The organism is Euryarchaeota archaeon, from assembly GCA_016207515.1.
GTDB lineage: Archaea > Thermoplasmatota > SW-10-69-26 > JACQPN01 > JACQPN01 > JACQPN01.
Genome location: JACQPN010000010.1, coordinates 20061 through 40198, shown reverse-complemented (window position 1 = coordinate 40198; position 20138 = coordinate 20061). Strand labels below are relative to the sequence as shown.

Here is a 20138-nt window from a genome sequence, read left to right as displayed (position 1 = left end):
TCGAATGGGTAATCCGAAGACGTCTATGGGCCGATCCTCAAACTTCCGCCATTACACCGCGCCTGGCTGTGTGAGGTCTAGCGGACCACGGTGGCCGTCATCGCCGCAGGTTGCCCGCTCCGAGTGTCCGCCCAAATGGCATGCGCGCGGTCGGCGTTCGATGATATCCCGATGTAGTCGCCCATGAACGCGAAACCCTCCTGATGGTGGCTCAGCGCGGGGTCGAACGCCTCGGTGCTCAATCGCACGTTAGGGTCCCAGACGAGACCGTTCGTGCTGTGCGCGTAGAAGGCATTGAGCTTGAGCATGTTGGCCGATCCGAACCCGCCGTCCTCGCGCGTCGAATAATATGCGATGTGGATATCGCCGCGGGGCCCGACGGAGATCGCCGGCATGAAATCGTCGGTCAATGCGCCGACGCCGTCGACGGCGGCGCCCGTCGCCACCTGATCGTTTACCGGTGTGGTGGTCGTCCAGTCAAAGCCTCCCGTGCGACTGGCCGCGACACGCACCTCCGCTTTTTGCGAAGGACCGAGGATCGTGTAGGCGATGTAGATGCTCCCGTGGTTCGCGCCTCCCGACGTGTCGACGGCCATGGTGGGCATCATGGGAAAACGGTACCCGCGGCTGCTTTGCGTCTCGGCCAAGAGGAAATCGCCGGTGCAAAGGCAATCTCCAACGGGGATGGTCATCCACGAGGCCCCTGCATTCGAGCTCGACGCGAACATGATGACACCCGCGACCGTCTCACGCCAAGTGGCGTAGATCTGGCCAAGGGGCCCGATGGCGACGTACACACCCTGGTCCTGTCGCGTCGTATCCGTCAGGGAGATAGGCCCGCGGTGGACCCACGAGGCGCCCCCGTCGTCCGAGTACGAAAGGTGCAACCGGAAGCCGGCGACGCCTTGGACCGGACCCGTAGTATTCGCCCAAGCGATGTAGAGACGACCGCCGGTATCTACGGCGGCCCACTGTTTGTCGGCGCAATCCTGTGGACCGAAGGCGAGGTAGGACCGGAACTGCCACGTCGCGCCACGGTCGAGGCTCCGATGGACCACGAGCGCCGGGCACGGGTTGATGTCCGCTCCGGAGTACGGGAGCCCGATGTGGTATGCGACTCCGTTTCCGGCGAAAGCGAGGACCGGGTCGCTCATGCAATCATAACCGCCGACGGGGCCCGTTCCATTCCAGCCTGGGATGTAGGTCCGGTTCCAGCTCGCTCCTGCATCGTTCGAGTAATAGATGCCCGCCCACACGCGATACACGGTGCAGGACCTTTGGAACCCGTTCGATAGCGTGTAGTCCTTCGCGGACGCGATGAGGTTGTTCGGGTTCGCAGGGTTTACCACGATGGTCACTTCGTTGGCGGGGCCCGGTGTCGCCGGGATGTTGCAGGCCGGTTCGCAGTCGAGGCTCGTGAACTCGTCCGAAAACGGTACAGCCACCGCCTGCGAAAGGGCCATCAAAGTGACGCCTAGCACGATTCCATTGGCTAGGTGTCGCGGCCGGATCTCCACCGTATGCCTCCGTCATCAAGACGGACCGGGGGCTAATCAAGATTGCCGTAAGAGCCTAGTCAGATGCGCCATTCCGGGCCACGTGACGAAACGCAGGGGCTCCTCTCCACCAGTGATCCCAAGCACATGGGGTCGGCTTTCTCAACCCGTTGCCAATTCGTGGAACCCGGCCCTCGTCGGTAGTCCCATGACAACGGCGCCGGAATCAAGGACGACGGTCGGCGACGACTGGATCCTGAAACGATTCCCCGCCTCGGGATGTGCCGATAGATCGACGGCCGAGATCGAGACGGAATCCGCCTGGCACTTGGCGCACACGTGGTCCAAGACGCGTAGACAAAGTGGGCAGGCTTTGTTGAAGCATACCGTGACTTGATGCATCCTTGGCACCCACAAGAACTCTGCCGCCTCCACGATAAATGGCTCTGCGCTTCGGGATTGCCGTCGTGAGGTCACGCGTAGAGCGAGTAGACAAGTACTGCGAATCCGGCGAGTGTCACCACCGACTCAAGGACGTGCGATTGGTCGAGCGACCAACCGAACCCCTGGAACGCGATACCCTCTGAGATGGCGCCGAGTGTCATGAGGCCCATGCCCATCACGAGCCAGAAAAGGTGCGTCGCGCGGGTCTTATGGTACGCCTTCCACCCGAGGTAAAGTACCACGAAACCAAGTAGCACCGTGACAGTCTTCACCACACTCAACACCAATATCGTATCCACCATCGTTATCTCTCCACATCACGTAGCGAGGCCCACATCCTTGCGAGTCTCTCTTCCACGGGGCCGTTCGGTTCCCACACGACGCGGGAGCCCGACGCATCGAATTCCAGGCGAGCCGACCGGATCCGCGAGCGGTAGAGCTCGTACCTCTTGCCGTCCTCCGTCATGGCGCTCCTCTCGACCACGAGAAGACCCTGGGCGACGAGGTCGTTCACGTGGCGGTAGGTCGTCGGCAAGGGCATGTCCGTCGCCGCGCTGATCTCTTTCACGGGTCTTGCGACCTTCACGCATGCGGCGAGGACCTTCCTCGAATAAAGGTCCGAGAGCGCCGCTGCCACCACCTCATCATCCAAGGGGCCCTCCATCGGCGTTTCGGCGATTATCATCACCGCGAATGACGGTTCATGAACAGTAGTGCATTTCCGCGCGCCTATATGAGAATCGGTACTTGACTCCTCTAGACGGGTCCGTCGCCCGTCGCCGCAAGGGAAGCGGCCGACCGACTCCGTGTTCGTGCCTTCCTCGTCCGCCCGCCAAGGCCGGAATGGATGTGGTCCCACTGGTCAGAACGCCAGAAGTGCCCCAAAAGGCGATATTTTCGGCAATCGGTTTTTCATTCGCTTTGTCAAATAGATATATATGGTGCTGACCCGGAAGTGTTTTCACCGACGTTGACCGTTCTTAAATAGCGGCCCAAGCCGTGGAAAGGTCGGTGCGAAGATGCGTTTCCGTGTTCTACCCGCGATCCCTGCATGGAGCATGACCGTAATCATGGTGGCTGCGGCAATGAGCGGCTGCCTCCAAGGCGAGACACCTCCACCTCAAGTCGTTGCACCCACCGTAGCGGCTGCGTGCGCCCCGACGGCCCCGATCGTCGGCGAGACCGTGACTTGCGACTCCACGGGTTCCGATACGGGCGGCGCCAAGACCGCGACCTATGCCTGGATCTTCGGTGATGGCGGTTCCGCCTCCACAGCGAAGGCGACGCACGGTTACTCGATCCCCGGCGACTTCATCGTCAGGCTTTCGATCACGAACGAGAAGGGCACGGCAAACAACGACGCAACGCTGGTCTACGTCCGCGTCTCTCCCGCGGCCGTGGGCTCCTCCGCGACTGCCGCCGACGTTGAGCCGGCCGCGATCTTCAGCGCCGACCACCAGGTGATCCAGAAGGGCAGTACGGTCGCCGTGAACGCCTCCGCGTCCCACGGGTGGGTCGCTAACGGCGATTACAACTCCAGCCGGGCGATAACGCCGGACAACTTCCCGATCCTGCCCGACGCCGGCGCCTTGACCGGAATCGAGTGGGACTGGGGCGACGGCTCCGCAAAGACCGCCGGGGACGCCGCCAATGTGACCGCGGCCACCCACGCGTACGCCACGGCCGGTACCTACACGTTGAAGCTTATGGTCACCGCGTCCAACGGAAAGAGCGGCGCCGCCGGCGCGACCATCGTGGTCCTCGGCGAACCACCGACCATCGGCGGGTACAAGTTCAAGGACCTTTTCGTCACCGCGACCATCAGCGGGCCGCAGTCGTTCGACCCCGGGTTCGACTACGAGACCGCGGGCGGACAGGTGATCGAACAGGTCTACGAGACGCTTTTCGACACTGAACGCGGGAACACCGACAAGATCGTGGCCCTCCTCGCATCGGAGATCCCGACGGTGGCGAACGGCGGCATCAAGGACGGCGGCAAGACCTACGTCATGAAGATCCGGAAGGGCGCCAGTTTCCACGATGGGACGGCCGTCAACGCCGCCGCGGTCAAGTTCAGCCTCGACCGGCTCGTCTTGATGAACGACCCGAGCTCCGGCGCTCCCGTGATCACGCCGATATTGCTCGGCGCAGAGGACTACAGGAGGACCAGCACCAATACCCAGGGCGAGCGGGACGCTTGGCTTGCCAAGGAGGCGGTCAAGGTCATCGACGAGTACACGATCCAGATCAAGCTCGACCTCCCGAACGCGGCCTTCTTCCAGCGCCTCGCCTTCTACGCGAGTTCCGTCGTAAGCCCCACGGCGTTCAAGGCCTGCCACCAAGAACGGGCCTCGCTATGGGGAAGCTGTCAGACGAGCGACGGTCTGCCGCCGCCCGGCATCACGCGCGACCCATGGGCCGACACTAATGCGGTCGGCACGGGGCCGTTCAAGATGCGAAAATGGCTGCCCGGCGATCGCGTCATCATGGATCGCTTCGACGGCTACTGGGGAACCGCGCCTCAATTGAAGACCGTGATCATCCAGTACGTCGACGACCTCAACACGCGGCTCCTGATGTTCAAGTCGGGCGATGCCGACGACATCTACATCGCCTCGAGCGACCTCGACCGCGTGACGCCATCGATCCAGGGCCTTGCCCGCTTCGTACCGGCGGACACGCTCATCATCGACGCGTTCTTCTTCAACTACGACATCGAAGACCCGAACGAGTGCGTGAGACTGGCGGACGGTTCCGCAGACTGCCGGTTCTTCCAGGACATCAACGTGCGCAAGGCCTTCGCCCACGCCTTCAACTTCCCGTCGTTCTTCTCGGACGTCTGGGCGGGACGCGCCAAGGACCTTGCGGGCGTCATCCCCCGCGGGATGCCCGGGTACGACGCCGCATTGAAGGCCTACGCCTACGACGTCGAGAAGGCGAAGGGCTTCCTCGCCGATTCGAAAGGAAAGGACGGGTTCACGGTCAGCTGCTACTACAACAGCGGGAACAACGTGCGAAAGGGAGCTTGCGAGCTCATCAAGCTGAACCTCGAAGCGCTTCGGAGCGGCATCACGGTGAACGTGATCGCGGAGCCCTTCAACTCGATCCTAGACAAGACCCAGAACAAGCAGATCCCGTTCTGGATCCTCGGCTGGTCACCCGACTACATCGCGACGGACGACTACATCGTGCCGTTCCTTCACTCGACGGGGAACTACCCGGTCCAGCAGAATTTCAAGGACGCGGCGATCGATGCGAAGATCGACGAGGCCCTCCAGGAGCTCGACCCCGTGAAACAGGCGGCCCTGTTCAAGGAGATCAACAAGATGGCCGTGGACAAGTACGTCGACATATTCCTGGACCAGCGGACGCAGACCCACGTCGAGCGTAGCTACGTCCAGGGGTACTACTACAGCCCCCTCCACTCGGGCTCCCCGACGACGGGCGACTACTCGACCCTATCGAAGGCGTGAGCCCGCGACGTTGGCACCTCGGCCGGCGGGCCGGGGCGGTCGCCATGACACGCGAGGACGAGGTGACGTGAGATGAGGCTTTCGACGTACGTCTTGCGGCGCCTCCTCCTTTCCATCCCGGTCATCCTTGGCGTGACCATCCTCACGTTCGGGATAGCGTGGATGGCCAACGAGGGTCACATGGAGCGGGCCTACGTCACCGAGAAGATGACGCCCGACCAGCGGGAGCGCATCACCGACCAGTACGGGTTTCGAGACCCCTGGTTCCTCCAGTACTTCCATTATCTAGTGAGACTCGCCAACGGGGACCTTGGCTTCTCCCGCGTGGTCAACGACCAACCCGTGCTCAAGGTGATGGGCGAATTCTTCCCCGCGACGTTGGAGCTCACGCTCGTAGCCATGGTCGTCGCGGTGAGCGTCGGGGTGTCCCTCGGGACGCTGACGGCGGTGAGGAAGGACTCCGCCGTCGACCATGCCACGCGGTTCTTCGCCCTCGCAGGCGTGAGCATCCCGATCTTCTGGTTGGGCCTCATCCTGAAATTCGCCTTCGCCACACCTTACGGGGCGCAGCTCTTCAAAGAAGGCGACGTGCTGCTGAAGGCCCTGTTCCTCCTCATCGCCGTGGGGCTTCCCATGGTGCTTGGCCTCCTTGCGGCCGACGCCCTCGACCTCGCCCGCGTTTCCCGCCATCGCCTCCTTAGACACGTGGCCGTGAGCGTGGTGCTGTGTGCGCTGCTTCTCGGCCTCGGCTGGACCGTGTGGGCCATGCTTGTCGGACTTTCGGCGGTCGTCGCGTTCGCGGTTGCGTCGCTCGCCCGCTTGCGAAAGGACGTAGCGTTCGGACGCCCGTATTGGCAGGCTGCGGCGGTCGTGCTCGTTGTGATCGCGGCCAACGTGGCGGTCAGTCCGTACGCGTCTACCGTCATCGACCGGACGTTCGAGCTCGTCCCGGATCTTCCTCTCGGGAGCCGGTTCTCGAACGACCTTGTGGCGGTCGAGGGCGCGCACCCCTCGCTCATCGGCGGGCCCACGAGGATCCTCCTCGTCGACACGGCCCTCGCGGGCGATTGGACGGCGTTCGAGGACGTCCTTTCCCACTTGATCCTGCCAGGAATAACGCTCGGTTACGCCAGCCTCGCGGTGATAGCGCGCATGATGCGGGCGTCGATGCTCGATGTGCTCTCCGCCGATTTCATCCGCACCGCACGCGCCAAGGGCCTTGCCGAACGGGTCGTCATCGGCGGACACGCAAGGCGCAACGCGTTGATCCCGATCGCGACCGTCGTGGGCCTCACCTTCGGTGGCCTGCTTTCCGGTGCCGTGCTCACCGAGACCATTTTCCAGTGGCCGGGGCTGGGCCGCTGGTCGACCGCCGCCATCTCGCGGGCCGACACTAACAGCGTGATGATGTTCACGCTGTTGGTCGCGATCATCTACCTCGTAGCGAACCTCCTCGTCGACATAGCGTACAGCGTGATCGATCCCCGGGTGAGACTCGAATGACGGAGGGACGCCCGCTCCCGCTCGTCCCGATGCCCCGTAGGCGTGAGGCCAGGGGGTCGCGGTTCCTCTGGTACAGGGTGAAGAGCAGCCCTCTTACGCTCTTCGGATTCGGCCTCATCCTCGCTTACATGATCGTGGCCGTCGCGGCACCGGTGATCGCCCCGACGCCGAGCGAGTGGAAGAACCCGTACGAGCCGCAGCCCGCGTTCGGAGACGACCTTCTTCCCCCAGGCTCTCCCGATTGTGAACGGGCCTGCCCCCTGGGCACCACGGAATTCGGCGCCGATATCTTCTACGGGATCGTCTGGGGGACGCGGATCAGCATGGCCATGGGCCTCGCCGTGACCTTGGCCGGCGTCGCGATCGGCCTCGTGCTCGGCCTCTTCGCGGGCTGGTACGGCGGCTGGGTCGACGACGTGCTCATGCGGGCGACCGACGTCTTCCTCTCGTTGCCGCTCCTCGTCCTCGCCTTGGCCGTCGTGGTCGCGTTCGGGCGGGGGCTCGAGAACGTGGCGCTTGCCCTGGTGGCCGTCTGGTGGCCGCCCTACACGCGCCTTGTGAGGGGTCAAGTCCTTCTGTTGCGGGAAAGCCATTTCGTGGAGGCCGCACGGGCGTCCGCACTGCCTGACCTGCAGATCCTCGCGAGGCACGTGGTCCCGAATGCTTTGAACCCCGTCATCGTCCAAGCGACCCTTGACATCGGCACCGTGGTCCTCGTCGCCGCCGCCCTCTCCTTCATCGGTTTCTCGTCATCGACGACGCTGCTTCCGGAATGGGGAAGGCTGGTGGCCCTCGGCCAGGACTACATGGCCACGGGCCAGTGGTGGACCGTGTTCTTCCCGGGCCTTGCGATATTCGGGTTTGTCCTCGGCTTCAATCTCCTGGGCGACGGCCTTCGCGACATCCTGGACCCTAGGGGGAGACGTTGACCGACCCCACGCCCATTGTCCGCATCGAGGATCTTTCCCTCGTCTTCCACACGTACGTGGGCGACGTGAAGGCCCTCGACCGCGTGACGCTTGACATCAGGCGCGACGAGACCCTGGGCCTTGTCGGCGAAAGCGGCTGCGGCAAGAGCGTCACGGCGTTGTCCCTTCTGCGGCTCAACCCCGTCCCGCCCGCCGAGTACACGAGCGGAACGATCACCTTCACGCCCGAACGGGGCCCCCGCAAGGACATCCTCCGGCTTCGGGAAACGGAGTTACGGACCCTTCGCGGAAACGACATCAGCATGATCTTCCAGGAACCGATGACGAGCCTCAACCCCGTCATGCGCATCGGCGACCAGATCGCGGAGGCGGTGCTCGAGCATCAGGACCTCGGTGTCACGCCCCTCACCGGGCTGGAGCGGGCCCTTGAATCGCGGAAGCTGCTTCTCACGAACAAGCTTCGCGAGCGTCGCCGGAGGGCGCTCGACGTCGCTGACGCGATGCTTCGTCGCATAGGGATCCCCGATTCACGGGCCATCCTGTCGCGGTTCCCGCACGAGTTGTCGGGGGGGATGCGGCAGCGCGTCATGATAGCCATGGCGATCGCCTGCAAACCCGACCTCCTTATCGCGGACGAGCCTACCACGGCGCTCGACGTGACCATCCAGGCGCAGATAATGGAACTTATCAAGGACCTCAAACGCGAGGAGCGCGCCAGCATCCTGCTCATAACCCACCACCTGGGACTCGTCGCCGAGATCTGCGACCGGGTCGCGGTGATGTACGCGGGTAGCGTCGTGGAGACGGCGACGACGCGCGACATGTTCCACGCGCCACGTCACCCGTACACGGTGGGCCTGCTCAAGTCGATCCCCGAGCTTCAGGCGGGTCGCGAGCCGCTGCCCGTGATCGCCGGTTTCGTGCCCGACCTCATCGATCCACCGCAAGGCTGCCGGTTCCATCCGCGCTGTCCATACGCGATCGATGTCTGCCGATCGGAAAGGCCCCCGATGTTCGACGCAGGGGAAGACCACCGGGTCGCGTGCCACCTCTACGACGGCGCGCACGATGTGCCTCGCGAACTTGGCGAAGCGGCAGGCGTGGGGCGACCAGGGAGGTCCCGGTGATGGCTGGCGGCCTCGCTCGCGCCCTGCTCCTTGAAGTCGATGGGCTAAGAAAGGAATTCCCGGTACGACGCAGCATGCTGGGGGCGAGCGCCGCAAGCGTGAAAGCGGTCGACGGCGTGAGTTTCAAGGTCGAACGCGGCAAGACGCTTGGGCTCGTCGGCGAGAGCGGATGCGGCAAGACCACGGTGGGCCGGACCGTCCTTCGACTCGCGGAGCCCACGGCGGGCCGCATACTGTACGACGGTGCGGACGTGACGACCGTCCGTGGACGTGAGCTACGCCGGATACGGCGAAGGCTCCAGATCGTCTTCCAAGATCCGATGTCGAGCCTCGATCCCCGGATGACGATCCGTGACACCCTTGCCGAGCCCATGCATTTCGCCGCGGGCCTCACCCGTCACGAGATAGAGGAGCGCGTTCCGGAGCTCCTGCGGAAAGTGGGTCTCAACCGGGACCACGCGGACCGCTACCCGCACGAGTTCTCCGGCGGCCAACGACAGAGGATAGGGATCGCGAGGGCGCTGGCCACGGGCCCGGAGTTCATAGTCCTCGACGAACCGACGAGCGCGCTCGACGTGAGCGTGCAGGCACAGATCTTGAACCTGCTACGGGAACTGCAAGCAGAGCTTCATCTCACTTACCTCTTCATCAGTCATGATCTATCGGTGATCCGGCACATGGCCGACGACGTGGCCGTGATGTACTTGGGCAAGATCGTGGAACTAGGCCCCGTGGAGACGACGTTCGAGGATCCGCAGCACCCCTACACGCAGGCCCTTTTCAGCGCCGTTCCCGTGCCCGACCCGGAGCGCCGGGCCGGACGCATCATCCTTAAGGGCGACGTCCCGTCCCCCATGGATCCGCCGCGCGGGTGCCGGTTCCACCCACGCTGCCCCCGGGCGCGTCCCGATTGCGCCCTGTCGGAACCGGAGCTGGAAGAGAAGGCCATTGGCCAACGGGCGGCCTGTTTCTACCCGGGGAAAGCGTAGTCGATCGCGCGGGAGGCCTTGCGTCGTTCGTGGCTCACCAACCGTTCATCCCAGCGCGTATCGCCCACCAAGCAGTTTGGCTGTCTTATGCGCGCCGCCTTGCCGGTCGCCAGTGCGGATCGCCCGCCAATGAAAGGTACGGAGCAGGGTTGTTGTCGAAGGAGACCCTACAATGCTCGGAACAGAAGTAGTAGGAAACGTCGCCAAGCATCGTCGTGAAGGCCGCCGTCCGCTCGTCGACGCTCATGCCGCAGACCGGGTCTTTCGCCATGCCGCATCGCCTCTGATTACCTGGTTAGACCCCGTATAAGGAACCGCAGGGCGTTTCGCCGGATCGAAACACATCTCCCGTCGTAGGCCCGTTGACCCACCAGGGATCTTGCATCTTGATCCTCACGGTCGCCAATCATTCTGGAGAAGCGCGTTTCCGGAATATCCTTTCGAACGGGTTTAAGACCGACTGGTGGGTTCTTGAACTCAGAAGATGCTACCATGACCGTCAAGAAGACCGACTCCACGACAGTGTCGAACATCGAATACGTCACGGATCCGCCGTTCGTCCGTGACATCCTCGACGGGACGAAATGGGCATGGGCGTGGGTCGTCATCCGCCTCTATCTCGGCTATGAGTGGGTCAACGCGGGCCTTCATAAGGTGGGAGACCCAAAGTGGGTGGGCGACGGGACGGCGTTGAAGGCCTTCTGGGAGCGCGCGGTGGCCATGCCTGCCGCACCGGGGAGACCCCCGATATCCTTCGACTGGTACCGCGATTTCATCAACTTCCTCGTCGCCGGCGGCCACTACTCGTGGTTCGCGAAGGTGGTCGTCGCGGGCGAACTACTCATCGGGGTAGCGCTCATCGTGGGCGCTTTCGTGGGGATAGCGGCGTGCTTTGGGGCCTTCATGAACTGGAACTTCATGATGGCAGGCACCGCCAGCAGCAATCCCATGCTCTTACTGCTTGCGATCCTCCTCATCCTCGCGTGGAAGACCGCGGGTTGGATCGGACTCGACAGGTACCTCCTGCCGATGCTCGGGACGCCTTGGCGACCCGGGAAGGTCTTCACCAAGGGGGAGGGCCGCTGACCAAGTCGAAGACGGTCCCTAGGTGAAGAAGGATGATCCCCTACGGTATCGTCTCGCTCGCCGCTCCGGCTTGCGCCAGATCGCGCTCTGATCGGGATGCATGCGGGCGTGGCGCTTAGAGGCGGTCAAGAGCTGATAAGGCGCTCGGGAATCCCCGCCATTCAGATTCTCACCTCCGCTAATCGGCACCGAGAAGCGTGCATCGACGATATCTGCCAGAGGGAACGCTTGCCACTGGTGAGAGCATCGCGAGATACACCTTTTGGCATACCCTCCTGGTCGGCGTGGGCATCTCACTGGCGGTTCTTCTGGGAACCATCTCGGCCGGCGCCTGGCCCGACGGCGTGAAATCGGAGCTGATCTGGTTCGACCTGCCGTCGCTCGTGGGCCTCGGAATCATCATTCTCCTCACGAAGATCCCGCCGCGCAGAGGGCCGCCGAGGCGGGATTGAAATGAGACTCTCGCCCCTTGCCGTCAGTCGTCACTTTCGGGATCGGTGCAGGATGCGTCGCGCCGACCGCGTTACCCGAACGTGAGCACCTTGTCTGACTCCGCCACTATCGCCAGGAGCTCCTTCATGGAAGACGCGGGACACGCCTCGGTCGCCTCCATGTTCCGCTGCGTGAGGCAGGTCCCGCACGCGAAGACGCGGCCGCCTGCCGATACGAACGCCCCCAGCTGACCGGCGACGTCGAATCGGGCATCCCTGATCGTCTCGACCTCGACGCCGCGCGCGAGGAGGAACAGTTTCACAGTATGCCCGCTCTTGACGGCCGTCACGCCAAAACGTAGGGCGTTCCACGCCATTTCCGGTTCATTTGTGGAAAGAACTATTCCTATCCGCATATTGTCTCCTTCAGAACCACTTCCATAGCCAGTATTTCTCGAACAGCAGCTTCCCCCAGTGCCAGTATCGCGTCGGCGCGCGCAGCTTGACCTTCGCCACTGGCGCCGCGTAGAAATCGCCGCTCCCGAAGGCGGCCTTGCCTTCGCCCGTCTCGACCCAACAGTAGCCATGGCCATCGAAGCGGCGGGATGTCCCCCTGCCCGTGATCTCGACGGCGATGTTGTTCGCCACGACCTCGGCCTCTGCATGGGCGAAGACGCCGGCCTTCGGGAGGAAGAGGCCCGAGGGTAGCTTCACCGCCGCCAGGTCCCCGATCGCGTGCACGGCCGGGTGCTTCGTGACCAAGGTGCCTGCGTCCACGCTGACCCAGCCGGACCCGTTCGTGAGGTCCGCTTCGCGCGCGACGCGCGGAGCCCGGTGCGGGGGCACGTAGGCCAATAGATCGTAGGCCGCTTGCGCTCCGTTCTCGAAGACGATGAGCCGATCCTCGGGGCGGGCCGTCTTCACCTTGTGCTCGGGGTGGAACCGGATACCGCGCGCTTCCAGCATGCCGCGAAGCGCGGTCCCGACTGCTGGACCTGCCACGGCCATGGGGAGCTTCTCGGGCGTGTACACGTCCAACTCGACTTTCGCTCGTAGGCGGCGTCGGCGTAGGTGGGACTCAAGAAGGAGCGCCGCTTCGTAGGGTGCGGCGGGACATTTGAAGGGCGTGGCGGCGACGAGGACGACCAGGCGGCCGCCCTTGAACGCTCGGAGCTTGTCCCGTAGGCGCGTAGCACCCGGGAGCGTGTAGAAGGTCTCGCCGGCCTCGGCGAGGCCCGGCACCGTTTCGGACGCGAGTTCCGCGCCCAAGCTCACGACCAGGTGGTCGTAGCGAAGAGTTTCGCCGGTCGTTCGGACTTCCTTCTGCGCGAGGTCGATCCCCTCGACCTCCGCCACCACGACGCGGATGCCCCTGCGTTCGAGCACGCGGAGGTCGCGAGAAAGGCGTGCGGGTTCTCGGTCGCCCGTCATGAGCCACAGGAACGATGGCGCGAACTGGTGCTGGCCCGTGCGGTCAACGAGGACGACGCGGTGCTCTCGGGGCAGCCGCTCACGCAATCTCGTGGCCGCGACAAGCCCGCCCACGCCCCCGCCGAGGACGACTACGGTCTCGCTCACCGGGGGCGACCCCCGAGGAGATCGTTCTTCATCTGAAGGTACTCGGCACGGGAGACCTCGCCGGAGGCATAGCAGCGCTCGATGATCGCGTGCGCGTCCTCAGACGGCGTCGTACGACTCTCGTGGGATCCCGCATGATCTATGCAGCCGTGGCTTGCGTGGTCGCGGCCCGAGTGGGCCCCATGGCTGAACATGTGGGTCGCCATGAGGACCATGATGGCGACGGCACCGAGCATCCAGACGGGGCCGAATCCCATCATCCCACCCATCCAGCCCCCACCCCAGATCCATCCGCCGAGGAGGCCCGAGAGCGCGGCGGCGCCGAGGACAGCGACCGCGAGCCAGAGAAGGACTTTCACGGAGTCGTCGTGGGGCGCCATCCTCATCGACCTCGCTTGCCCAGCCGGCCGACTTCGGAGAGGTTCTCATCCAAGACTTCGCGGATGATGTCGAACGCCTTCAGGATCTTGGGGTTGGCGAGGCGATAGTACACGGTGGCGCCCGCCTTGCGGGTCGTTACCATCCCGCGGCTCCTCATGACCGTAAGGTGTTGGGAGACGTTGGGTTGGGGGAGTCCAATGACCTCGGCGAGGTCGCCCACGGACCGCTCGCCGTCCCGCAGGTGGCCGAGTATCCGGATTCGCGCGGGGCTCGTGAAGACCTTACAGAGTTCCGCGTGCATTTCGTCCAAAGGGTCCCGATCCATGCTTCGTCCTCCGTTCGCCTTGCTCTCGCGAGTCCGTGTCGCATTCCACGATGGTAAGCCCCGTCATGCCACCGTATACGTCGGAGCCGTTCCGGGTTGACCATGTCGTAGCCGACGACGACACGCGTCCCCCCGGGTGCGGCGAGAGACGCGCAGGGGGGCCGCTGTGCAGCCTTCGTTATCTCTTGACATATGCATATTTGCACCCCCATATTTGCCCGTTGGGTGCTTACGGGCGCTCTGGTTACGACGGTATCTTGCGGCCTCGAGCCATGCGAATCGACAGATCCGAAATCGGCCGCACTCGTTGCCTCCGGCATCGAGGTGCCGGTGCCCGCCTTCTTCTCGCGACTGAGAATCAACCCGCAGAACCGGGACGACCCTATATTTGCACGTTGGCTGCAAGAAGGATATTCGGTTCCAGATGGGCAGCGCCGCCCGTATCTCAGGATTCGTGACGACAGTCCTCGCGACGGGACTGGCATTCTTCCTCGGGAGTTACTCCTCGGGAGGCTGGAGTTGGTTCACGGGCCTCCTCGGGAAGATGATGACGCTTCCGGTGGTGGTCGTGGCGCTTCTTGCCTTCGTTCTCTTCACAAGGACTCCTTCGGAGAGGGCACCCCCTCCTGGTGGGCGGTCGAGATGAGAGCTGGAATCGCCACGCTCTCACTGATGGTTCTCGCGACCGGATGCGCCGCGCCGGTGGCGTTTGCGGAACCAGACTTGCGTGTCGCGGCCCATTGGCAACCTTGGAACGATGACCCGCTCCCCCACCTGATGCTCGTCATCGACAACCGGGGCAGCGCGCCCGCATCCGTGGGGCCCGGAGGCGTCGATATGACGCTTTCTGGACCCGTCGATGGAGGACAACACCAGATCCCCGCCTACTGGGGCGACACGCCGTTCTCCCGCCCCATCGAACCAGCGCAGAGAGTGATCTTGGCTCTGCACCCGCGGGAAGATCCCGAAGGGCGATTCGGCCTCGCGTTGGATCACGTCTGGGGGACGCCGGCACCGCCGCAACCCGGGGACTACGAAACCTGCCTTGGCAACTCGTGCGCGAAAGCCAGACTGGGCGAGGGCTGAGGCCCGTGGCAGCGCTGATCACGGCACCCCCTCCCGATCTCGGGCTTTCCTTCGGCGACGGGGACCTGCTCTTGTTCGCGGTCGCCATCGCCATGCTCCTCTCCTCCATAAGGTTGGAGATCATCGTGCACCGAGCAGGCGCCAAACCCGACCCCGGCGATCCCGCCGAACCGATCGCGAAAGGACGCGATGACACCCACGGCCGCTGACGAACCGCGACGGGTGGCACTTGGGCCCGCCCCTCGCCTTAGCTTGTCTACCCGGGGCCCTAGCCGACCCGATCTTCGAACGCTTCATCCAACGGTTCGGCGAGCGATCGCTCAAGACCCAACGATTGCGCAAGCGGCATGTCACGCCCTCGTAGCACCGCCTCACGCGCGGCTTTCACGGCGCGGGGCGGATTACACGCGATGGTTTCGGCCAACCGGAGCGCACTCGGGATGAGTTCGGCGGGCGCCGTGACGGCGTTCACGAGGCCGATCTCGTATGCCCTCCGGGCGCTGATCGCCGTTCCCGAGAGGACCATTTCGAGCGCGTGACCGGGAGCGACAGTCCGCGGCAACCGCTGGGTCCCTCCCTGGCCCGGGATGATGCCCCACTTCAGCTCGGGCAGCGCAAACGTGGCCTTCTCACTCGCGATCCGCATGTCGCAGGCGAGGGCGAGTTCGAGTCCGCCGCCGAGGCAGTGGCCGTTGATGGCGGCGATGACGGGTTTGCCGACGTCGAGGTTGCGGGTGATCCCACCGAGGCCTGGTTCCCGGTCCCACACTTCGCGGCGCCGCTCCGGTGGGACACGACCATACCATTCCCCCAGTCTCTTCAAGTCGATGCCTGCCGAGAAGGCCTTGTCGCCCGCACCTGTGAGGACCGCGACGCGGAGTGCCTCGTCGTCCCGGAAACGCAGCCATTCGGTGGTGAGCGCGTCGCTCGTTTCGGGGTCGAGCGCGTTCATCGCCTCGGGGCGGTCGATCGTCAACAGAAGCACGTGACCATTCGTCTGGCGTATTACGGGCACTGGACGGGGAATGAGTAGACGTGTACTTGGCCATTCCGTGCATCGTCATCGGGCGATCCGTGGGCCCCGACCACGCATGGGGGCACCCGGCGCCTATCGCACACCTGATCACGGTTCCACCTTACATGTCCGGGGTTGATGCCTTGGGCTCGTCGGCGAGAACCGGCGATTCCCTCGAGGTCAATAGAGAAGGCGGTCTGTTCCACCAGTCGAGAGCGACTTGGATGAGGCGCGCGAGAAACCAGTTCGTCTCGGGAACCGCCGATGCGGGGACAGCTTCCTTCAACACGTCGATCGCCTTCACATAGGACCAGTACGACCGTGCCACGATGGGCGGAAAACCGACCCTTCGCAACGACCCTGCAGCATCCGTGGTGAACAGGGGATAACTCGGATCCTGGAAGTGTAGCAACGCTAGACCAGGTCTCCGGTACAAGGCCGGCGGGCACCGTCCGGACAATCTCGAAATGCGGTCGCATCGTCCCCGAGAAGAGGTGACTGGGTGGCAAGGGCCTCATCCGTGACCACGATATTTTCGATCAGTTTGCGATGTTCGCGAGGCGTCACTGCCAAGAGGACGGACGCATCCCTATCCTTACCAGTCCGGGAAAGATTAGAAGACCCGAGCCGGACCTACGGAACCCTACACCGAGAGGCGCGGGCACGGAGGCTCCCCTACAAGGTCCTTGACCTAATCAACCAAGCCCACTGGGACCCGCGCCTCCCGGATTCTCTTGCGTTGCCCGAGACGTCGCTCAGTACCCGCGGGCCGGATTTCATACAACGCGCTCGTGACGGGCGAGCCGTGGGTCGTCATCACTCCGGCGTTTTCCGCCGCGATGCGCCTTCTTGTGGCACGGGATCCGTCGAGGCGCCTGGTCCGTCGGATCTTCTGGCGCGTCAAAAGATGCAAACGCCCGACCAGTCCGGTGGCGGCAATAAGACCCCGCGGCCTCCGAGGGCGTTTCCCCTCCCCCCGTATCCACTCGCCCGTCGCTTATCACGTCCGAGAATCAGCCAAGAGAAACGCTCGCGCTCCTGAAATGGCTTGTTTCTACTGACCTATCAGGTGGATGATGGTGGCGCGGCAACAATACTACGTTGCGGTTCGACTGCGACCTAAGCATGTGATGACCCACCCCTGTCGTTGCCGCATGGATGCAAGGCGCTTGCTCTTCGCCACGCAACATCCACTTCCGTCGGCCGACCCGACCTATTACGATCAACCCCGGTCGGGCCGGTCCGTCGGAACACTATCCTCGAAAGAACGTGATGCAATGACCACACGAATCGGAGCACTGACACCATGCTGAACGAACTGCCGCCAATATTCGCCTTCAACCTCGGCCCCGCTGAGATCGGACTCCTCCTCGTCGTCATCGTCCTCCTTTTCGGAGCGAACAAGATCCCCGAGCTTGCCCGCAGCGTCGGCAAGGCGAAGGGCGAGTACGAGAAGGGAAAGCGCGAACTGGAGCAGGAACTGAGACGCGCAGAGTCGACAGAGACGGCGCAGCGGGCCGGTCCCACAGACGACGAAGAAAAAGAGGATCCGGAAGAGAAAGCCCGCATGGGAGGTCTTGCCCAGAAACGCGCGAACGGGAGCGAGTGAAGAACATGCGCATGACAAGACGCACGTTCGTGAAGGCTGCGGCGACGACCGGAGCGGCGACCTATGTCGCCATGAAGATGTCGGAGATGCCGCTGCTTGAGACCGTGAAGGCGGCCGACGGGGCGCCTGCGCCGTTGACGGAGGAGTGGGTGCCCACGACGTGCTGGATCGGCAAGCAGGAATGCGGCATGCTCGCCCGCAAGATCAACGGCCGCGTCGTGAAGCTCGAAGGAGACCCCAACAACCCGCGCAATGTCGGGAAACTCTGTCCGAAGGGCATCGCACAGATCCAATGCCTCTACGACCCGAACAGGATCAAGACGCCGTTGGTGAGGACCAACGGAAAGGGGGTCCCCGGCACCTTCCGCTCCGCTTCCTGGGACGAAGCGCTCACCATCGTCGCCGACCGTGTCAAGGAAGCGCGCGCCAAGAACAAGGGCATCGTCTGGCAGAAGGGCCGCAGCAAGTCCGAGACGATCTATGACGACGCGCTCACGACCGCGCTCGGGACCGTCAAGTTCGGCCACGGCGCTTACTGCAGCGACGCGGGCTACCGGGCCTGCGAGTACACGATCGGTCCCCACGGTGTTCTGCATCCGGACTTCAAGCACACGCGGTACGTCCTGTCCTGGGGTTGGAACCTTACGAACGGCGGCGGGAACAAGTACTGCTGGATCACGTGGAACCGGCAACTTGTCGAAGCAAAGGACCGGGGCCTGAAGGTCGTCCACATAGACCCGCGCGAGCGCGGCGCCGGTCCGCACGCCGACGACTGGATCCCGATACGGCCCGGTACCGACATGGCGTTCGGACTAGCGCTCGCCCACATGATAATGGCAGGTGGCAAGATCGATCGCGAATACCTCACGAAGTACACGAACGCGACATATCTCGTCGGCGAGGACGGGCTCTTCCTCACCAAGACCGTCAAGGTCACAAAGGACGGCAAGGAGACCGACGTGGCGAAGGAACTTGTCTGGGACACCGCCACGGGCACCGCCGTTCCGTTCGACGCGGCAGGCGTGACCCCCGCCCTCGAGGGGAGCTACGCGATCGACGGCAAGAACGCGAAGACGGGGTACGAACTCTTCAAGACGCACGTCGAGCAGTATACTCCCACGTGGGCCGCTTCGGTGTGCGGCGTCCCGGAGGCGTCCATCCGCCAAGTCGCCAAGGACCTGGTCGAGAACGCGCAGATCGGAAGCACCATCGAGCTCGAGGGCGTGAAGCTACCCTACCGCCCTGTGAGCATCATGGCATACCACATGTCGCAGCAGGAGCACGGCTTCGGCGCCATCAGGATCATGCTGATGGTGATGATGCTTCTTGGCGCCGTCGAGGCCGTCGGCGGACAGCGCATCGATTCGACGTGGAAGGAGTACAAGAACTACGAAAAACTCGGACACCCAAAGGTCAAGGCGACGGGCTACAACTATGCGCTCGCGGACAGCAAGTACTACCCGATCAACAGCGGCAATCCCGGCGTCATCGCCACCGTTTTCAAGGACCCCGCCAAATGGGGGGTCGATCCGGCCACAATCCCCGAGGTCCTGCTCATCCACATGGCAAACATGAGCGTTTCTTTCGCGTCGCAACCGGACATCGAACGCATGTTGGGGCAGTACAGGTTCGTCGCAGCGATCGACCCCTGGATGTCGCGAACGGCCGACCTTTTCGCGGACGTCATCCTGCCCGCGGCGACCATGGAGAAGTACGAAGGACCGAACAGCGGGAGCGACATGTACACCGACGCCTCCGTCATCCGCGTCCCCGTCACCGATCCGTTGTTCGAATCCAAGGGCGAGATAGACATCTACATCGATCTCTGCGAGAAGACGGGCGACCTGACGGGCGCGAAGGGCTTCATCGCGGAGATGAACCGCGTGCTCGGGCTGAAGGACGCGAACGCCCTTCCCACTGAAACGAAACCGACGACGCGCGCAGTCTTCGACGCCTGGGCAAGACAGCAGGGGATAACCGAGGGCGTCTCCTTCTTCGAGAAGAACGGAGTCAAGGTCAAAGGTGCCGTGTCGGCGAAGAAGTTCTATGGCTTCGCAAGCAGCCCGCCCTTCAAGAGTGCGTTGGACCCGACGAAGGTCATAGTCCACCGCTTCTATGGTGCATCCCTGGTCGAAACGCAGCACGCCATGAAGACGGCTTTCGGTTCCGAGGCGGAGGCGAACAAGCTCTACTGGCTGGACTACACGGCCTTCCCCACTTGGCGCGCCCCCACGATGGATTCGAGCCCGGCGAAGTACGCCTTCACCCTCGTCTCCTACAAGAAGATAGAGTTCAAGCAAGGCCGCGCCTCGCAGGTTCCCCTCCTCGCGGAGCTCGCTCCAGAGCAGATGCTGGAGATCAACACGGAGGCTGCGCGCTCCCACGGCATCGGCGAGGGTGACTGGGTATGGGTCGAATCGCACAACGCCGTCACGGGCGAGACGCGAAAGATCAGGGTGCGGGCAGCCCTGCGAGAGACCATCCGGCCCGATGTCGTCGGCCTACCCCACCATTATGGGAATGTCGCGCGGCACACCGGATCGGTCGGCCAAGGACCCACCGCGAACGCGCTGTTCTTCACCGGTCCGGGCTATGTCGGAATGACCGCCGACCAGTCGTTCCACGTCAAGGTCAGCGTCACCAAGGACATCGGAGGTGTCGCCTGA

22 protein-coding genes are annotated in these 20138 nt (G+C 63.7%); 11 read left to right on the top strand and 11 right to left on the bottom strand.

Going from position 1 to position 20138, the window contains the following annotated elements; genetic code table 11:
• Positions 1-77 precede the first annotated feature (77 nt).
• The 4 genes from HY556_04690 to HY556_04675 form a co-directional block, all read right to left on the bottom strand.
• Positions 78-1517, bottom strand: a complete 1440-nt coding sequence (locus HY556_04690) for an exo-alpha-sialidase (GenBank protein MBI4393084.1) — start codon at positions 1515-1517, stop codon at positions 78-80.
• A gap of 141 nt (positions 1518-1658) precedes the next feature.
• On the bottom strand, positions 1659-1844 hold the full coding sequence (locus HY556_04685; GenBank protein ID MBI4393083.1) for a hypothetical protein: 186 nt from the start codon (positions 1842-1844) through the stop codon (positions 1659-1661).
• A gap of 125 nt (positions 1845-1969) precedes the next feature.
• Positions 1970-2242, bottom strand: a complete 273-nt coding sequence (locus HY556_04680) for a hypothetical protein (protein MBI4393082.1) — start codon at positions 2240-2242, stop codon at positions 1970-1972.
• 2 nt (positions 2243-2244) lie between these two features.
• Positions 2245-2625, bottom strand: coding sequence for a winged helix-turn-helix transcriptional regulator (locus HY556_04675; GenBank protein ID MBI4393081.1), 381 nt, complete (start codon positions 2623-2625; stop codon positions 2245-2247).
• A gap of 373 nt (positions 2626-2998) precedes the next feature.
• Between HY556_04675 and HY556_04670 the strand changes: the two genes are divergently transcribed.
• From HY556_04670 to HY556_04650, 5 genes are all read left to right on the top strand, one after another.
• Positions 2999-5413 carry a PKD domain-containing protein gene (locus HY556_04670; protein ID MBI4393080.1) on the top strand — a complete coding sequence of 805 codons (2415 nt, stop codon included), beginning with the start codon at positions 2999-3001 and terminating at the stop codon, positions 5411-5413.
• Positions 5414-5485: 72 nt separating this feature from the next.
• Positions 5486-6916: an ABC transporter permease gene (locus HY556_04665; GenBank protein MBI4393079.1), complete on the top strand. Its 1431-nt coding sequence runs from the start codon at positions 5486-5488 to the stop codon at positions 6914-6916.
• Positions 6913-7845 (top strand): ABC transporter permease, encoded by a 933-nt coding sequence (locus HY556_04660; protein ID MBI4393078.1) that lies wholly within the window; start codon positions 6913-6915, stop codon positions 7843-7845. Before HY556_04665 ends, HY556_04660 begins: the two co-directional genes overlap by 4 nt.
• Complete coding sequence (locus HY556_04655) at positions 7842-8972, top strand: ABC transporter ATP-binding protein (GenBank protein MBI4393077.1); 1131 nt, start codon at positions 7842-7844, stop codon at positions 8970-8972. Before HY556_04660 ends, HY556_04655 begins: the two co-directional genes overlap by 4 nt.
• Positions 8972-9961, top strand: a complete 990-nt coding sequence (locus tag HY556_04650; protein MBI4393076.1) for a dipeptide ABC transporter ATP-binding protein — start codon at positions 8972-8974, stop codon at positions 9959-9961. The genes HY556_04655 and HY556_04650 overlap by 1 nt, the downstream gene beginning before the upstream one ends.
• Positions 9962-10046: 85 nt before the next feature.
• On the opposite strand, the gene HY556_04645 is transcribed toward HY556_04650, so the two are convergent.
• Positions 10047-10232, bottom strand: a complete 186-nt coding sequence (locus HY556_04645) for a YHS domain-containing protein (protein ID MBI4393075.1) — start codon at positions 10230-10232, stop codon at positions 10047-10049.
• Positions 10233-10453: 221 nt separating this feature from the next.
• Between HY556_04645 and HY556_04640 the strand changes: the two genes are divergently transcribed.
• A complete protein-coding gene (locus tag HY556_04640; protein ID MBI4393074.1) occupies positions 10454-11047 on the top strand; it encodes a DoxX family membrane protein in 594 nt (197 codons plus the stop codon).
• 197 nt (positions 11048-11244) lie between these two features.
• Positions 11245-11499 (top strand): hypothetical protein, encoded by a 255-nt coding sequence (locus HY556_04635; protein ID MBI4393073.1) that lies wholly within the window; start codon positions 11245-11247, stop codon positions 11497-11499.
• A gap of 71 nt (positions 11500-11570) precedes the next feature.
• Here HY556_04635 and HY556_04630 read toward each other — a convergent pair whose 3' ends face one another.
• From HY556_04630 to HY556_04615, 4 genes are read right to left on the bottom strand one after another with little or no spacing between them, the layout of a single operon-like run.
• Positions 11571-11894, bottom strand: coding sequence for a DsrE family protein (locus HY556_04630; GenBank protein ID MBI4393072.1), 324 nt, complete (start codon positions 11892-11894; stop codon positions 11571-11573).
• A 10-nt stretch (positions 11895-11904) separates the two neighbouring features.
• On the bottom strand, positions 11905-13056 hold the full coding sequence (locus tag HY556_04625; protein MBI4393071.1) for an NAD(P)/FAD-dependent oxidoreductase: 1152 nt from the start codon (positions 13054-13056) through the stop codon (positions 11905-11907).
• A complete protein-coding gene (locus HY556_04620) occupies positions 13053-13442 on the bottom strand; it encodes a hypothetical protein (protein ID MBI4393070.1) in 390 nt (129 codons plus the stop codon). The genes HY556_04625 and HY556_04620 overlap by 4 nt, the downstream gene beginning before the upstream one ends.
• On the bottom strand, positions 13439-13762 hold the full coding sequence (locus tag HY556_04615; protein MBI4393069.1) for a winged helix-turn-helix transcriptional regulator: 324 nt from the start codon (positions 13760-13762) through the stop codon (positions 13439-13441). Before HY556_04615 ends, HY556_04620 begins: the two co-directional genes overlap by 4 nt.
• Before the next feature lie 642 nt (positions 13763-14404).
• Between HY556_04615 and HY556_04610 the strand changes: the two genes are divergently transcribed.
• Both HY556_04610 and HY556_04605 read left to right on the top strand, forming a co-directional pair.
• Complete coding sequence (locus tag HY556_04610; GenBank protein ID MBI4393068.1) at positions 14405-14848, top strand: hypothetical protein; 444 nt, start codon at positions 14405-14407, stop codon at positions 14846-14848.
• A gap of 5 nt (positions 14849-14853) precedes the next feature.
• Positions 14854-15057, top strand: coding sequence for a hypothetical protein (locus HY556_04605; protein ID MBI4393067.1), 204 nt, complete (start codon positions 14854-14856; stop codon positions 15055-15057).
• A gap of 59 nt (positions 15058-15116) precedes the next feature.
• Here the strand turns inward: HY556_04605 and HY556_04600 are convergent, their stop codons facing one another.
• Together HY556_04600 and HY556_04595 are read right to left on the bottom strand one after the other, a co-directional pair.
• Positions 15117-15863: an enoyl-CoA hydratase/isomerase family protein gene (locus HY556_04600; GenBank protein ID MBI4393066.1), complete on the bottom strand. Its 747-nt coding sequence runs from the start codon at positions 15861-15863 to the stop codon at positions 15117-15119.
• A gap of 121 nt (positions 15864-15984) precedes the next feature.
• Positions 15985-16275, bottom strand: a complete 291-nt coding sequence (locus tag HY556_04595) for a hypothetical protein (protein ID MBI4393065.1) — start codon at positions 16273-16275, stop codon at positions 15985-15987.
• 894 nt (positions 16276-17169) lie between these two features.
• Here HY556_04595 and HY556_04590 point away from each other — a divergent pair.
• Both HY556_04590 and HY556_04585 read left to right on the top strand, forming a co-directional pair.
• The gene (locus HY556_04590; protein ID MBI4393064.1) at positions 17170-17472 is read left to right on the top strand and encodes a twin-arginine translocase TatA/TatE family subunit; all 303 of its coding nucleotides are present in this window, start codon (positions 17170-17172) and stop codon (positions 17470-17472) included.
• 11 nt (positions 17473-17483) lie between these two features.
• Positions 17484-20138 carry a molybdopterin-dependent oxidoreductase gene (locus HY556_04585; protein MBI4393063.1) on the top strand — a complete coding sequence of 885 codons (2655 nt, stop codon included), beginning with the start codon at positions 17484-17486 and terminating at the stop codon, positions 20136-20138.

What these genes read in the sequence shown, in the direction of transcription:
- HY556_04680 (MBI4393082.1), bottom strand. Translation starts at nt 2,242, where the DNA reads ATGGTGGATACGATATTGGTGTTGAGTGTGGTGAAGACTGTCACGGTG.
- HY556_04675 (MBI4393081.1), bottom strand. Translation starts at nt 2,625, where the DNA reads ATGATAATCGCCGAAACGCCGATGGAGGGCCCCTTGGATGATGAGGTG.
- HY556_04670 (MBI4393080.1), top strand. Translation starts at nt 2,999, where the DNA reads ATGACCGTAATCATGGTGGCTGCGGCAATGAGCGGCTGCCTCCAAGGC.
- HY556_04665 (MBI4393079.1), top strand. Translation starts at nt 5,486, where the DNA reads ATGAGGCTTTCGACGTACGTCTTGCGGCGCCTCCTCCTTTCCATCCCG.
- HY556_04660 (MBI4393078.1), top strand. Translation starts at nt 6,913, where the DNA reads ATGACGGAGGGACGCCCGCTCCCGCTCGTCCCGATGCCCCGTAGGCGT.
- HY556_04650 (MBI4393076.1), top strand. Translation starts at nt 8,972, where the DNA reads ATGGCTGGCGGCCTCGCTCGCGCCCTGCTCCTTGAAGTCGATGGGCTA.
- HY556_04645 (MBI4393075.1), bottom strand. Translation starts at nt 10,232, where the DNA reads ATGGCGAAAGACCCGGTCTGCGGCATGAGCGTCGACGAGCGGACGGCG.
- HY556_04640 (MBI4393074.1), top strand. Translation starts at nt 10,454, where the DNA reads ATGACCGTCAAGAAGACCGACTCCACGACAGTGTCGAACATCGAATAC.
- HY556_04630 (MBI4393072.1), bottom strand. Translation starts at nt 11,894, where the DNA reads ATGCGGATAGGAATAGTTCTTTCCACAAATGAACCGGAAATGGCGTGG.
- HY556_04620 (MBI4393070.1), bottom strand. Translation starts at nt 13,442, where the DNA reads ATGAGGATGGCGCCCCACGACGACTCCGTGAAAGTCCTTCTCTGGCTC.
- HY556_04615 (MBI4393069.1), bottom strand. Translation starts at nt 13,762, where the DNA reads ATGGATCGGGACCCTTTGGACGAAATGCACGCGGAACTCTGTAAGGTC.
- HY556_04610 (MBI4393068.1), top strand. Translation starts at nt 14,405, where the DNA reads ATGAGAGCTGGAATCGCCACGCTCTCACTGATGGTTCTCGCGACCGGA.
- HY556_04590 (MBI4393064.1), top strand. Translation starts at nt 17,170, where the DNA reads ATGCTGAACGAACTGCCGCCAATATTCGCCTTCAACCTCGGCCCCGCT.
- HY556_04585 (MBI4393063.1), top strand. Translation starts at nt 17,484, where the DNA reads ATGACAAGACGCACGTTCGTGAAGGCTGCGGCGACGACCGGAGCGGCG.